The 14695-nt window shown below is 35.9% G+C and carries 13 protein-coding genes; 11 read left to right on the forward strand and 2 right to left on the reverse strand.

Features of this window, described 5'->3' with window-relative positions; translation table 11 throughout:
- The first annotated feature begins 275 nt into the window (after positions 1–275).
- Together NSQ92_RS00245 and rlmD are read left to right on the forward strand one after the other, a co-directional pair.
- Complete coding sequence (locus NSQ92_RS00245; protein WP_061800894.1) at positions 276–1235, forward strand: diacylglycerol kinase; 960 nt, start codon at positions 276–278, stop codon at positions 1233–1235.
- 134 nt (positions 1236–1369) lie between these two features.
- Entirely contained in the window at positions 1370–2737 is a 1368-nt protein-coding gene (rlmD, locus tag NSQ92_RS00250; RefSeq protein ID WP_341152220.1) for a 23S rRNA (uracil(1939)-C(5))-methyltransferase RlmD, read from the forward strand.
- Between the two features lie 855 nt (positions 2738–3592).
- On the opposite strand, the gene NSQ92_RS00255 is transcribed toward rlmD, so the two are convergent.
- Entirely contained in the window at positions 3593–3823 is a 231-nt protein-coding gene (locus tag NSQ92_RS00255; protein WP_321198311.1) for a VOC family protein, read from the reverse strand.
- Positions 3824–5235: 1412 nt separating this feature from the next.
- Here NSQ92_RS00255 and NSQ92_RS00260 point away from each other — a divergent pair.
- From NSQ92_RS00260 to NSQ92_RS00300, 9 genes are all read left to right on the forward strand, one after another.
- Positions 5236–5472: a CPCC family cysteine-rich protein gene (locus NSQ92_RS00260; protein WP_341152221.1), complete on the forward strand. Its 237-nt coding sequence runs from the start codon at positions 5236–5238 to the stop codon at positions 5470–5472.
- A gap of 289 nt (positions 5473–5761) precedes the next feature.
- Positions 5762–6772 (forward strand): tRNA dihydrouridine synthase, encoded by a 1011-nt coding sequence (locus tag NSQ92_RS00265; protein ID WP_341152222.1) that lies wholly within the window; start codon positions 5762–5764, stop codon positions 6770–6772.
- A gap of 257 nt (positions 6773–7029) precedes the next feature.
- Positions 7030–7353, forward strand: coding sequence for a hypothetical protein (locus tag NSQ92_RS00270; protein ID WP_047941810.1), 324 nt, complete (start codon positions 7030–7032; stop codon positions 7351–7353).
- Positions 7354–7667: 314 nt separating this feature from the next.
- Positions 7668–8426 carry a phosphotransferase family protein gene (locus NSQ92_RS00275; protein WP_341152223.1) on the forward strand — a complete coding sequence of 253 codons (759 nt, stop codon included), beginning with the start codon at positions 7668–7670 and terminating at the stop codon, positions 8424–8426.
- Positions 8427–8514: 88 nt separating this feature from the next.
- Complete coding sequence (locus tag NSQ92_RS00280) at positions 8515–8718, forward strand: zinc ribbon domain-containing protein (RefSeq protein ID WP_047941808.1); 204 nt, start codon at positions 8515–8517, stop codon at positions 8716–8718.
- Positions 8719–8859: 141 nt separating this feature from the next.
- Positions 8860–9246, forward strand: a complete 387-nt coding sequence (locus NSQ92_RS00285) for a ribosomal maturation YjgA family protein (RefSeq protein WP_341152224.1) — start codon at positions 8860–8862, stop codon at positions 9244–9246.
- Positions 9247–9340: 94 nt separating this feature from the next.
- Entirely contained in the window at positions 9341–11281 is a 1941-nt protein-coding gene (locus NSQ92_RS00290; protein WP_061800844.1) for an elongation factor G, read from the forward strand.
- Positions 11282–11297: 16 nt separating this feature from the next.
- On the forward strand, positions 11298–11750 hold the full coding sequence (locus NSQ92_RS00295) for a GNAT family N-acetyltransferase (protein ID WP_061800843.1): 453 nt from the start codon (positions 11298–11300) through the stop codon (positions 11748–11750).
- A 218-nt stretch (positions 11751–11968) separates the two neighbouring features.
- Positions 11969–13129, forward strand: a complete 1161-nt coding sequence (locus tag NSQ92_RS00300) for a 3D domain-containing protein (RefSeq protein ID WP_341152225.1) — start codon at positions 11969–11971, stop codon at positions 13127–13129.
- Between the two features lie 264 nt (positions 13130–13393).
- Here the strand turns inward: NSQ92_RS00300 and NSQ92_RS00305 are convergent, their stop codons facing one another.
- Positions 13394–14692, reverse strand: a complete 1299-nt coding sequence (locus NSQ92_RS00305; RefSeq protein WP_047941803.1) for an ABC transporter substrate-binding protein — start codon at positions 14690–14692, stop codon at positions 13394–13396.
- Between the last annotated feature and the right edge of the window lie 3 nt (positions 14693–14695).

Below are 14695 nucleotides of genomic sequence, written 5' to 3' on the forward strand. Positions count from 1 at the left end.
CCTCTAGAAAGGATGAATAGCTGCAAGGAAGGGCGAAAAAAAGTTAATCAAACGTTTGATTAATAGAAAAAAACAGGAATAAGAATGAGAAAAGTATGATGAACTAATAGATTGGGTTATAATGTGGGAAGATGCTTGAAACATGGACACTTAGCATGAAAAAGTTACATATCATGGTAATAACTAGAGTTAAACATTGCCTAAGCAAGTAGTATCGTATATGATGATGTTATTGGTTATGGAAAAAAATGAATCTTGATTATAGGATGATGAACATGAAAAGGGCAAGAATAATATATAATCCTACTTCAGGTCGGGAAGCTTTTAAAAGACATTTACCAGAGGTGCTAAAAAGATTAGAAGAGGCAGGGTATGAAACTTCCTGCCATGCAACGACTGGACCAGAGGACGCAACATATGCAGCGAGAGTAGCCGTAGAAAGACGATTTGATCTCGTCATTGCTGCAGGCGGTGATGGAACGATTAATGAAGTTGTTAACGGAATGGCAGAACAGGAATATCGTCCAAAGCTTGGAATTATTCCAGTAGGAACGACAAATGACTTCGCAAGAGCATTGCATATTCCCAGAGATGTCATAGGTGCAGTAGATGTTATCGCAAAAGGCGATACCATTCCGATTGATATTGGAAGAATGAATGACAAATACTTCATTAATATTAGCGGCGGCGGGCATTTAACAGAAATTTCTTATGAAGTTCCTAGTAAATTGAAAACCATGCTTGGACAGTTAGCATACTATTTAAAAGGAATCGAAATGCTGCCTTTCATTAAAGCTTCGCATGTCAGAATCGAGTATGACGGCAAGTTATTTGATGGAGAAGCGATGTTGTTTCTTGTAGGCCTGACTAATTCTGTTGGCGGTTTTGAAAAGTTAGCCCCTGGCGCATCCATTAATGATGGGTTATTCTCTCTATTGATCTTAAAAAAGGCAAACCTTGCAGAATTTATTCGAATTGCGTCCCTTGCTTTACGAGGTGAACATATAAATGATCCTAATGTCATTTATACGAATGCGAACCATATAAAGGTCAGCTCAGATGAGAAAGTACAAGTAAATCTTGATGGAGAATTTGGCGGATTACTGCCAGCTGAATTTATTAATTTATATCGTCACTTTGAGTTATTTGTGCCGCTTGAAGCGATTCGTGATGAAGACCGACCAGATATCAAGGATTATAAAGAGAAGTTACAAACAGACAATAACAAGGAGTGAGAGGAAGAATCCTCTCACTTTTTGTTTTGGATAATAATTAAAGATTATGCATAGACCAATGACGCTTTCCTCATAATATGATACAATTACCACGCTTGTTTTTTTCGGAAATCTCGACGTAAAGGAAGACGATAATGAGTAAAACATTACCCGTTCAAAAGAACGATATAATAGATATAGTTTTTGAAGATTTAACCCATGAAGGTTCAGGTGTGGCAAAGATAGATGGTTATCCCCTCTTTATCCCCAATGGACTTCCAGGTGAAAAAGCAACTGTAAAAGTAATTAAAACAAATAAGAATTACGGTTTTGGCCGCCTCCTAGAGATTAAAGAAAGAAGTCCCTATCGTGTGGAAGCCCCATGCCTTATTTACAAGGAATGCGGCGGTTGTCAATTACAGCATTTAAGCTATGAAGGACAATTGAAAACAAAGCATAAACATGTGAAGGATGTGTTAGAACGAATTGGAAAAATCAAAACGATTGTACATCCAACATTGGGGATGGAAAACCCTTGGCGTTATCGTAATAAATCCCAAGTGCCAATTGGAGAACAAGAAGGTGGTCTCATTGGAGGATTTTATCAACAACGCTCTCATCAAATTATTAACATGGAACAATGCCTCATTCAACAAGAAGAAAATGATTATGTCGTAAATACAGTAAAAGATATTTGTTCAAGATATGGAGTCCGCGCATATGACGAAGCACGTCATAAGGGAGATTTACGCCATATTATGGTAAGAAGAGGGCTGGTTACGAAGGAAATCATGATTGTCTTAATTACCCGTACACAGGATATCCCCAATCGCAAAGCAATTGTTGATGAAATTGTTCAAAAAGTGCCAAATATTAAATCGATTATCCACAATGTGAATAACAAAAAAACAAATGTGATAATGGGAGATGCTACTCGTGTACTTTGGGGAGAGGAGACGATTACGGATTATATTGGCGATATAAGGTTTGCTATTTCAGCTCGTTCTTTTTATCAAGTAAACCCGGAACAAACAAAGGTGCTTTATGAGAAAGCTTTGGACTATGCTGATTTAAGTGGAGAAGAGAAAGTAATTGATGCCTATTGTGGAATTGGCACGATTTCTTTATTTTTGGCAAAAAAGGCACGTAAAGTATTTGGAGTCGAAATTGTCCCACAAGCAATTGAAGATGCAAGAAATAACGCTGTTTTAAATGATATCCACAATGTCGATTTTGCAGTGGGAGAAGCAGAAGTAGTTATCCCCAACTGGTATAAAGAAGGCAATGAAGCGGATGTTTTAGTAGTAGATCCACCTAGAAAAGGCTGTGATGAAGCATTACTGCAAACAATTCTTGATATGAAGCCAAAGAAAGTGGTCTATGTGTCCTGTAATCCAGCGACTTTAGCTCGTGATCTTCGCATATTAGAGGATGGTGGCTATAAGACAGAAGAAGTACAGCCTGTGGATATGTTTCCTCAAACGATGCATGTGGAGGCAGTGGCGAGGTTAACGTTGGTATAACAGGCTTTTTAAGCAAGGTATGTACAAAATGACGACATACCTTGTAAAACCTTTTTTATGAAATTCCTAAGAGGTTCAACTCTAGTTTTTGGATTGAGTGAGATGCTGCATTTCCTAATAAGTACTCCTTGGATTCTTCCCATTTCTTACTAGTTGCGTCGGTATGTCTAAGGTTATAAGAATAAATTTTGGCAAACATTAGAAACTTTATTACTTCATTAAATTCTAGGGTCCTCGTAGTTGAACGAAGGACTATTTTTATTTTGTCTTGCAATGCTTTCATCCATTTTCACTTAATTCCCCAGGTTTCTTTCCGCTCTATTGCCCATCCATTTTTAGTATTTTCTACAACTTGAAAAAAACTTGATTAATTTGTGATAGATCATTATGAAACAATAAGATGGTATAAGGTTTCCACGAAAAATTACTTTCATCTAACAGAATAATAAAATTGAACTGAATAATACAAAAGAATCTTCTAAATCTATGATTCAAGTGTTTCTCTGAATATGACTTTCAATAATTGCTGGGGAATTAAATATTTTTTCGATTATGTATTTGGGATTCAGACATCAGAAGAAGTAGTAGGGGAGATATAACAATTAGAAGTTAAAATAGTGGGATTTGCAATCCAGCTTTTCTTATAAAGTTGGATTGCATGGCACGAAAATCTGTGTGTAGTTATTTATTGCTTAGAATGCAACACATTTGTTACACCAAGTAAATTTCCGTCAGTATCTTTAAAACTAAAACCTCCAAAGCCATGGTTAGGATCAATATTCAGTGTACCAACAACTACATTTTTCTCTTTAAGCCAACTATGAAACTCGGCTAATGAAGGAGCGAAGAAGTCTATTATGCTATGTATGTTTTTGTAACTGAATTTTTGAATGATAGCTTGTTTAACTCCTCAGTTTCGACCAAGTAGATTGTTGGTACACCTTTAGATTCAAATGTGAGCATAGCAGTAACACTATCCTGATGATGAACTTTTAAGTCAAAGATAGCTAAATACCAATCTAGTGATTTTTTTAAATTCGAAACAGGAATTTCCAAGGTTGCTACATGTGGTGTGAATTTACCCATTTTAAACCTCCTAAAATTACTCGTCATTTAATTATTAGCTAAAGAGTTATACTTTCCTTTATTTTATTCAATTATTCTGATCAACCATAATATAAGTGAGTAACTTGAAGTGTATAAGTAAATGCAGATACCTTCCAATAAAACATAGAGGGCATCTGCATTACTATATATGAAAGGGTTTTATTTAAAGAATTTTCTTTGCATTTCGATTCAATTGGATATTTTGAGAAATTGCAAGGTTTCAAAGAATAATTCATCGGAAATTTGCACATATGCGATTCTTTGGAGGGCGCAGTGTGGAGTGGAAGCAATATTTCGCGTGGGAGTTTTGGTTAATACCAATCTGAGTTAAGAGATATGGATATTCGAGAATAGCTGCATATTGGGTGATTGTATGTATATGGAGAAGAATTAGGCTGGGATTTATGAAAGAGCGCCAGATTATCATTTTGGATTAGATTATCACTCTCCTACCATCAGTTGGGAGAGTGAGGAAGCAGAATCCTATTGAGATTTTTTTTTCCCGCATCTAATACAGCTATTTGAATAATAGCTAAACTTATGATTTCGTCTAAGGAAACAGATTATTGATTTAAATTTCAAGGAAACCACCTCAATCAGACTTTTTTTTTAGTTTAAAATTAAGTCGTCTTAAAGTAAATGGATAATGGGAAAATTGTTAAAAACAGGGAAAAAGAAGTGGCTGACAATCAGGTATTTATTCCTTGATTAATTGTGATAATAGGTATATTTTAGTAGATTTTTCATCAAGAAAGCTGTTAAGAATCATGAGATTTATTTCTACGGTACTTTGCGATGTCATACGCTGCTCTGAGGGAAAATGCGAGCATGGCGACCACCTTAAATCAAGTACCAAGAGTTGAGGAGTGGAAAAGGAAAATAAGAGGGATTATATAACATACTAGATTGGTAATCAAGCTAGCAAATTCAGATTTAAACACAGATACCATCATCCTTTGGATTATTAACTAGTGATACGGTTGGTGGTAAGAAAGAGGAAAATAGGATGCCTCTGACGGGATTCGAACCCGCACTCCTTTCGTAAGCATAGGCTAGGGGGAACACGCTTCCCTACGGACTTTCACCGGCTAGGAATTTCACCTGCCTCAGCTTTTTTGCTTTTCGGTGCTTCTGAAACCCTTGCCTTGCGACCCGGTACCAACAATGTTTTCCGGCGCTCTTCCCTTCTATAGCTACAGAGGCATATTGATATATTTTATTATACAAAGAAAGCGAATAGAAGAAAATGTTTTGATCATCAAGAATTAAAATTTATCCACAGAGTCAGCGTCCACAGATTTTAGTGGGTGTAAGAAATGGATATATTGAAAGACAAACAAAATGAAAAGTTGGTGGGATTTTGTATACAGAAATAGTTGCTTGTCCTTGTTGTGGATATAAAAACGTTAAGTGAACGTAATGATTGGGAAATATATGTTGTTTGTAAATGGGAGGATGATAGTTTACAAGCAGATGAACCAGATTTAGCCGGAGGCGCCAATCAAGAATCCTTAAGAGAAGCACAAAAGAATTTCCTGGAAATTGGTGTAAAACTGCTACATTGGAAAAACACTTCTTATTCTAAATATGAAAAAGATGGAAATTCTAGACCTTTACAAGAAAAATGATTTTGTCTATATCATTAGTTTAAAGGGAAATGCTAATCAGATAAGAAGAGATCTTTAGTTTTTTCCAATACTGAGGGGGACTTATAACAGGCAAGAGATATACTGATTTGACAGAGGAATTAAAGCCTTTTAATATAGAAGACGGTATAATTTTAAAAGGTTTTACTAATAAATGATAAATTTTCGATTTAAGTAATCGATGATATAACTTGTTGAGACGAAAAGGGTCAAGTAGGCAGGGATATTTTTCGTTTTAATTGTGAGACGAGAAGTTTAATATTGGATCTATATGAAAGGAACTGAGTTTTATATGATAGATAATTTTTGGCGGGAATTACCACGGCCATTTTTTGTATTAGCACCGATGGAAGATGTGACGGATGTTGTTTTTCGTCATGTAGTCAGTGAGGCGGCTAGACCGGATGTGTTTTTTACGGAGTTCACTAACACGGAGAGTTATTGTCATCCCGAGGGAACACAGAGTGTACGTGGACGTTTGACTTTTACAGAAGATGAACAGCCAATGGTTGCACATATTTGGGGAGACAAGCCTGAATATTTTCGACAAATGAGTATAGGCATGGCAAAGCTAGGTTTTAAGGGAATCGATATCAATATGGGCTGTCCAGTTCCTAATGTCGCAGCAAAAGGGAAGGGAAGCGGACTTATCCTCCGTCCAGAGGTTGCTGCGGAAATTGTACAAGCAGCAAAAGCAGGTGGACTGCCTGTCAGTGTTAAGACAAGACTTGGTTATACGGAGATAGAGGAATGGCAAGACTGGTTAACACATATCTTGGAACAAGATATCGCGAATCTTTCGATACATCTGCGTACAAGAAAAGAAATGAGTCAAGTGGATGCACATTGGGAATTGATTCCGGAAATCAAAAAACTTCGTGACCGTGTGGCACCAAATACACTTTTAACGATTAACGGTGATATTCCTGATCGTCAAAATGGCTTGGAGCTGGCTGAGAAATATGGAGTGGATGGTGTTATGATAGGGCGCGGTATTTTTAAAAATCCATTTGCCTTTGAAAAAGAACCGAAAGAGCATAGCAGTAAAGAACTGCTTGATCTATTACGATTACATCTTGATCTTCATGACAAATATTCACAGGAATTAGAAACCCGATCTTTTAAAGCCCTTCACCGTTTTTTTAAGATTTATGTGAAAGGATTTAGAGGGGCAAGTGAATTGAGAAATCAATTAATGAGTACACAATCGTCTGATGATGTGCGTGCAATGCTCAATGATTTTGAAGCGAAGAATGCTGATGAGACAGGGGTAGTAAGCTAAAATAACTTATAAAATACAAATTGAGATAGTAACTTGGCTGGCATGAATTGGTAATAACCGAATTTTTGCCAGCCAAGTTTTTTGTATTTCTAGCACGATAGTGGGTTTACATTATGTAGAAATAGATTCATTTTCAAAATATTTGAAAATTAATATTTAGTGTGATAATTTTGAATAGTATACATATATTTTTCAGCTATTTATGATAGTTCAAGTCTTTAAGAGAGTTGAATGGATAAAAATAGGGGGGCAATCATATGAAAAAGCTAATAGTTATCATCATAACCATATTAATAGAGGCAACACTTATTTATGTTGTGTCCAAGTTAATAGGATGGAGGTTTTCAGATTTAGTGTTAGTAGGGAGTGTACTTATCTTTGGTGTGTACTGGTTATTTGGTCTAAATATAAATCAAACAAATAATCTATTAAACGCAGGCAATAAAGGATGGACGGGAATGGAAACAGGAAGTGTTAAGATATTCACCTTAAAAGTGAATTCTGTGATTCTAGGACAGATTATTTTCATTATTCTATCCCTTATTTTAACAGTAGCTATTTATTTTCCTTATTTTTTCTAAGCGTATTATTCTGCAACAAATTTAGTGAATTTTATTAATAATTTCTTGCGATTTTATAGGAAGCAAATATTTTATAAATTAGTATGAATTTCATCCGGAAGTTTGAACTAGCTCAAATGCATGGAATATTTTAGGTGTTTTTTTCAAAAGGAAGCTCCTATCTATGGAACCGAAATCACTGGGGATTAAGATAAATATCTGTTATTTCCTAATACTCCTACTTTGTAATAAAATAACGTTCGTTTTTTGTGTGAAAAGCCTCTTGAAATGACAACAAAATAATATCTTTGCGAGAGGAAGAATCTTAAAAAGGAGTGGGTAAGTTGAAGTTTGGGAAAGCCATTGCGACCGGAAATACGGCAACTATTTATGTAAATGATAAAACGATTATGAAAGTGTATAAAGATTATCTTCCACCTGCCGAAGCGGAAATGGAAGCAAGGAAACAAAGGTTTGCTCACGCTTGTGGGTTACCTGTTCCAAAAGTATTAGATGTGACAATGGTAGAGAACAAACAAGTTTTGATAATGGAATATATAAAAGGAAATACATTGGGGGAGCTTCTCTTTAAAAACGAAAAGAAAGCTGAATATTATATGAGCTTGTCTATTGATATCCAACAACAGATTCACCAGCATGATGGAATAGCACTTGAGCCGATATCTTACAAATGGGGAAGACAAATAGTGGACTCTCAGATTCTAGACGAAGAAAGTAAATCCCTTCTTTTAAACAAACTGAAAACAATGCCGCAGGAAACAAGGCTTTGTCATGGGGATTTGCATTTATTCAATCTTGTAAAAGCTGAGGGCAGTGTTTGGATAATCGATTGGGTGGATGCAGGAGCAGGAGATTCTCGGGCAGATGTATGCAGAACTTATCTTCTCTATGCGGAAAATCATCAGGATCTAGCAGATTTATACTTGCATATATATTGCAGCAAGACAGGCTTAACGAAAGAAGACATCCTTCAATGGATTCCAATTGTGGCAGCGGCACGATTAAGTGAAAATGTCTCGGAAGAAAATTTAGATAAGCTCTTAAAAATAATTCAATACTATTTGTATCGCTAGAAATGAAACTAAATATCGTTTTACTTCGTAATAATAAAGGAGATGTTAAAACAGAAGCAAAGATATAACAAAAAAGGAGCGTAATAACATGGAAAGCAAAGGCTGTGTAAAATGCGGTGGAACAGATATAGGGACAAAAGATGTGGCCATGACAGGAACGGGTTTATCTAAGTTAATGGATATCCAGCATAATACATTTACGGTTGTCTTTTGCAAGAAATGTGGGTACTCAGAGTTTTATAATAAACAAGCATCGAAAGGTTCCAATATTTTAGATTTATTTTTAGGATAAGTGGCACAACAAATAGAAAATTAGCTGAATAGTTCAAATGAAGAGACCATATTAGTTTATCGGGTCTCTTATTTTAGGGACAGATAGGAAAGGAAGGGTAGAGATTATCAAGCTTTAAAATATAATTGTGAGTGACAAAAAATGTACAAATTATTCTATTTTGTTTCTGCCATACTTATGATGTTATTAGGACTATCTTCTAGAACATTTAGTAATCATCTTCCTGATTTTATAACCGTTCATGCAGGAGATATGATTTGGGCGATGATGGTTTACTTTGGATGTCGGTTTCTATTTATCAGAAAAAGCCTCCTTGTAGCAGGAATACTGAGCATACTATTCAGTTTTGGAATCGAAGGCAGTCAATTATATCAAGCGGATTGGCTTAATCAGCTTCGAGATACAACAATTGGAGCGTTAATTCTAGGAAAGGGCTTCCTATTAATGGATTTAATACGCTATTCAGCAGGAATTTTACTGGCTTGTATAGTAGATACATTCTTTGTTTGGAGAAGTAAAAGAGGCTGATCTACAATTGATTTTTCTGGTAGTTATACCATCCTTATGGCCATTTCAGCTATAATGAAAGGTATAAACTAAAAAAGCAGGAGTCGCTTTCAAAATGAACAAGACAATTGGAATATTAGCACATGTTGATGCGGGAAAAACTACTTTTTCAGAGCAGCTTCTATATCATACAAATAGTATAACTAAACGAGGCCGTGTAGATCATAAAAATTCCTTTTTAGATAGTCATATAATTGAAAAGCAACGAGGGATTACGGTTTTTGCAGACCAAGGAATCATTGAACATGGAGATTCTACTTATTATTTAATTGATACTCCTGGACATATTGATTTTTCTCCAGAAATGGAAAGAGCGATTCAAGTAATGGACTTTGCTATTGTGATTATTAGTGCGGTAGAAGGGATTGAAGGGCATACCGAAACGGTGTGGAATCTATTAAGGAAGCATCAGATTCCTACATTTTTCTTTATTAATAAAACAGATCGGACAGGAGCGGATGCAGCGCGTGTTCTGGAAGAAATTCGTTCCCAATTTACGACAGATGTATATGATATTTCCTCTTTAGATAATAGCAGTATGTCGGAAGAGCAAATAGAATTTATTGCAGAGCGGGATGAAGAGCTCTTGGATTACTATATGGATAATGGCTATCAACCGATATTGTGGATGGAAAAAATCCAAGAAATGATTATTTCGTCGCGGCTCTTTCCTTGTGGATATGGTTCAGCACTTCAGGATATTGGGATAAAGGAATTTTTCGATCAGTTTCATCAATTAACAAAAACAATATATAGGAAGGATCAACCTTTTGCAGGAAGAGTATTTAAAATTCGCTACGAGCAAGGTGGAACAAGAATTACTTTTCTAAAAGCAATAAGTGGTACTCTGCATGTCAGAGATGAACTTCCATATGGAGATGGAATGGTAGAGAAAATTACGCAAATTCGTAAATATAATGGAAAACAATTTCAACAAGTAAATGAAGTCGGTGCCGGAGAAATTTTTGCTGTAACAGGTCTTACAGAGGCAATTGTGGGAGATGGAGTCGGAGCAATGCTTGAAAAAGCAGTATATGAATTGGTACCAACGCTTCGTTCAAAAGTGGTAGTTGAAGACGGAGTAAATAAAAAAGAGGTACTAAAGCTTTTTCGGATATTAGAAGCAGAGGATCCATCTCTTCAGATAACATGGGAGGAGAAACAGCAAGATATTCACTTGCATGTGATGGGGAAAATACAATTAGAGGTTCTTCAGGAGCTAGTATTAGAAAGATTTTCTTTAAATGTGCACTTTGGTCAACCGGAAATTTTGTATAAAGAAACAATCGAAACAGCTACTGTCGGATATGGACACTTTGAACCATTACGTCATTATGCGGAGGTACATCTCCGTATAGAGCCAGGAAAAAGAAATACAGGTATTACATTTGAGAGTAGATGCCATACAGATGACTTATCTATAGCAAATCAACATCTCATCTGCCAGCATCTTTTTGAGCGAGATCATCATGGGATTTTGACTGGTTCCCCCTTAACAGATATAAAAGTGACATTATTAACAGGGAGAGCCCATAATAAACATACACACGGCGGTGATTTTCGGGAAGCTACTTTTCGAGCATTGCGCCAAGGACTAGAAAAAGTACAGAACCGGTTATTAGAGCCTTATTATGCTTTCAAAATAAAAGTAGCTATCGAACAAATGGGCAGAGTGCTGGCTGATATTCAAATGGCCCATGGAGCATTTGATACGCCCGAAACAATAGATAATAAAGCAATTATTACCGGCAAGGCTCCCGTTGCCACATTTATGGAATACAGCACAATCTTAGCCTCTTTTACACAAGGAAAAGGTCAGCTTTCCTTTACCTTTGCGGGTTATTACCCTTGTCATAATGAAAAAGAAGTGATTGCTGGACTAGACTATGATAAAAATGCTGATCCAGCATATACATCCTCATCTATTTTCTGTGCGAAAGGCGCAGGATATACGGTTCCTTGGCAAGAAGCGGAAAAAATGATGCATTGTCTATAGAAAGGATGAACGATTGATGAAGATTCGTAAGCTTAGAGAAGGAGAAACTCCCCCTTTTGATTTATTATTATTAGCAGACCCATCTGAACATTTAATCAGAGAATATCTTAAAAAGGGCATTTGCTATATTGCGGAAGATAGGGATCAAACTATCGGTGTCTATGTTTTATTACCAATGGAAGAAGAAACAATAGAATTAATCAATCTTGCTGTGGGCGAAAGCTATCAAGGAATAGGCTTAGGGAAAAGGTTAGTTATGCACGCGATTGAAGAGGCGAGAAAATTAGGATATAACAGAATAGAAGTAGGGACTGGGAATAGCAGTATTTCACAACTTGCTCTCTATCAAAAATGCGGGTTTCGAATCGATCGAATTGAGAAAGATTTTTTTCTCCAGCACTATGAAGAGGAAATCTATGAAAATGGAATTCAGTGTATGGATATGATAAAGCTCAAACAGGATATATAATTCAATTTCGAAAAGGGTAAATATTAATAATTAACAGAATTATTACAAAGGTAACAAAGGGTCATTTTCCCTTCTAGACTTACAGAATGCTAGAAAATATGCGATATTTAATAGCTGGCTTGTAAACTAATTTTAAAAGGATTGACTTATTATTTTAATAGAATTGTAATTTAGAAGCCTCTTTCATGTGTTATAACAATAGAGAAAGGGGTTTTTAGATGCGTTCCTTAAAAAAACTAATGGCCATTTCGTTAAGTAGTGTCATCTTTTTGACATCAGTGATTATGGTACAAGCAGAAACGAGTCAAGAAACACTGAACAAGGCGAAAAATCAGTTGGATCAAAATCAGCAATTGATTAATGAAAAAGAAGCAGAAAAGCAAAAAACTTTAAAAGAGTTGGAAGCTGTTCAAGAGGATTTAAAATCTATTGAAACAGTAATGCAGCAAAATAAAGATAAAATAGCAAATCTGCAGGCGAAAATTGAAGAAACGCAACAACAAATAGAGAAAAAGAAAGAAGAAATTGTTGTTCTAGAAGATAAAGTATTGGCACGTAAAGACGTGATGAAAGATCGTCTCGTTTCCTTGCAGAATACAGACCAAACAAATGTTGTTTTAGAAGTGCTGTTTAATTCAAAGGACTTCGCTGACTTTATTAGTAGAGCAACAGCTATTTCGATGATTTTTGATGGTGATAAAGATATATTAGAGCAGCAGCAAGCAGATCTTCAGAAAATTGAAGAAGAAAAGGCAGCAATTGATCAGCAAGAAGAAGAATTAACAGGACAATATGATGAATTAGCGGCTACTCAAAATGAACTGCAGCAAAATGTTGCTCAAAGACAAGAGGCAGTAACGGCTGTACAGAAAAAATATGCTTCTGTTTCTAAAGAAGTAGAATTAGCTGAGAACCAGAAAAAAGCAGTACTTGATCAAATAAATGCAGCAGAGTCCGCATTGAAGAAAGAGCAAGAAGAAGCGAAGAAGAATGTCGTAAAGGTAAATAGTCCAGCTAAAAAAGCTGCTAGGGCATCGACTAACTCAAAACCTACTACGAGCAAATCACCTTCTAGTAAGTCTTCAAGCAGTAAAGATGTTATTTATGTAACCTCAACTGCTTATAGTCATCAAGATACAAAATCTGATTTTACGGCACTTGGATATAATATTAAAAAGAATAAGAATATGAAATTAATTGCAGTAGATCCAGCAGTCATTCCATTAGGTTCTAAAGTTTGGGTAGAAGGTTATGGAGAAGCTGTGGCAGGAGACACAGGCGGAGCAATTAAAGGACATAAAATAGACGTGTTAATGCCATCAACTAGCAAAGCAAAGGCTTGGGGACGGAAAACAGTCAAAATAAAAATCTTGAATTAATTTAATACTATTCTTCTTATTATATAGACTCTCAGGTGTGAAGAGTCTTTTTTTTTGCGAAAAAAAGAGGAATGCCTTTTATTTGGCACTCCTTCATACTATCTATTTTCAAGGGGGGACTTGAAAAAGAAATTTAATGACTATAGCTATATCATACCCATATATTATGAATAATATATGACAAAACTATCAATAAATCTTAAATAAATTGTTAAGATAAGATAAATGTATGAATATTAGCTAGTATCTCATATTGTGCATCTACTATTTTTTTAGTTTAGCCCAAGTATCGTCCAATGCTTTCATTGTTTCCTCGCGTGATTTTTGACTTCCTACATATGCTTGAAGACTAGCACCAAACTCCTGTCCAGCACCATCAGGATATTTCGTAAATTGCCATGTATATGTTCTGCCTTCCTGTGAGTATTTTTGAATCTCTGCGCCTAAGGGACCGATATCTTCAGCTGTGGCAGTGATTGTTTCAAATGCTGGAACATATTTGAAGTCCTTTACAATAGATTCTTTTGCGAAATCGGAAGTAACCATCCAGTTTAAGAAATCTAATGCTGCTTCTTTATCTTTTTCAGGAGCATCCTTATGAACAACCCAGTTTGTAGGCACATCCACCATTAGCTTATCCGATTTTTCCTTCTCATCACTTAATGGCATTGGGATAAAGCCTACCTCCAAGTTAGGAGAAATTTTATCAATCATCGGCTGAATCCAGTTTCCTTGCTGGATCATCGCAGCTTCACCTGTTGCAAAAAGAGTTACTTGGGTATTATAGTCTGTTGTTAATGGATTCTTATTACCATAATCAATGGTTAAATCCAGTAAATCAAAGTATTTGTCAAAATGCTCATTCCCTTCGATTTTTGCCGATCCGTCATTTAATCCTTTAATAAAGGCGTCGGCATCTTCTTGATAAGCAAAAGGAACATTTAGTCCATGGTTAGCTAAAACCCACCATTCACCATAACCAATCGAAAAAGGTGTAATTCCAGCAGCTTTTAACTTTTTAGCAGCTGCTTCTAGTTCAGAAAATGTTGTTGGTATTTCCGTAATACCTGCCTTTTTAAATAATGCTTTATTATAGGCAAATCCATATCCCTCCAGGTTAACTGGCTGGCCATAAATTTTTCCATCTACTGTCATGGGAACTAAGGCACTTTCATATGCGTCCTTTACCCATGGTTGATCTGACAAATCCTCTAATTTATCCAGCCAAGTTAAGGCCTCTTGATATCCACCATTTCCAAAAATATCAGGAGCTGTATTGGAGGCGAATTTTGCTTTTAAAGCAGCCGTTCCATCTGCTCCTCCACCGACTGTTTCAATATTAAAGGTTACATCTGGATGTTCTTTTGAGTATTGATCTGTCAATGCTTTTAATTGATCCGCAATTTCTACTTTTCCGTTAAACAAGTCCACCACTACTTTTTCTCCTTTGCTTGAAGAGGTGTTACTTGAGGCACCCTCATTTGAACAAGCACTTGCAAAGAGCAGAGAAGCAGATAAGATACCAGTTAATAAGGAATACCTTTTCATTTTGTTAAATTTCATTTG

It is taken from the genome of Niallia sp. FSL M8-0099 (assembly GCF_038006945.1).
Classification (GTDB): Bacteria; Bacillota; Bacilli; order Bacillales; family Cytobacillaceae; genus Niallia; species Niallia circulans.

What these genes read in the sequence shown, in the direction of transcription:
- NSQ92_RS00265 (WP_341152222.1), top strand. Translation starts at nt 5,762, where the DNA reads ATGAAAGGAACTGAGTTTTATATGATAGATAATTTTTGGCGGGAATTA.
- NSQ92_RS00290 (WP_061800844.1), top strand. Translation starts at nt 9,341, where the DNA reads ATGAACAAGACAATTGGAATATTAGCACATGTTGATGCGGGAAAAACT.
- NSQ92_RS00270 (WP_047941810.1), top strand. Translation starts at nt 7,030, where the DNA reads ATGAAAAAGCTAATAGTTATCATCATAACCATATTAATAGAGGCAACA.
- NSQ92_RS00300 (WP_341152225.1), top strand. Translation starts at nt 11,969, where the DNA reads ATGCGTTCCTTAAAAAAACTAATGGCCATTTCGTTAAGTAGTGTCATC.
- NSQ92_RS00305 (WP_047941803.1), bottom strand. Translation starts at nt 14,692, where the DNA reads ATGAAATTTAACAAAATGAAAAGGTATTCCTTATTAACTGGTATCTTA.
- rlmD (WP_341152220.1), top strand. Translation starts at nt 1,370, where the DNA reads ATGAGTAAAACATTACCCGTTCAAAAGAACGATATAATAGATATAGTT.
- NSQ92_RS00280 (WP_047941808.1), top strand. Translation starts at nt 8,515, where the DNA reads ATGGAAAGCAAAGGCTGTGTAAAATGCGGTGGAACAGATATAGGGACA.
- NSQ92_RS00295 (WP_061800843.1), top strand. Translation starts at nt 11,298, where the DNA reads ATGAAGATTCGTAAGCTTAGAGAAGGAGAAACTCCCCCTTTTGATTTA.
- NSQ92_RS00255 (WP_321198311.1), bottom strand. Translation starts at nt 3,823, where the DNA reads ATGGGTAAATTCACACCACATGTAGCAACCTTGGAAATTCCTGTTTCG.
- NSQ92_RS00245 (WP_061800894.1), top strand. Translation starts at nt 276, where the DNA reads ATGAAAAGGGCAAGAATAATATATAATCCTACTTCAGGTCGGGAAGCT.
- NSQ92_RS00285 (WP_341152224.1), top strand. Translation starts at nt 8,860, where the DNA reads ATGTACAAATTATTCTATTTTGTTTCTGCCATACTTATGATGTTATTA.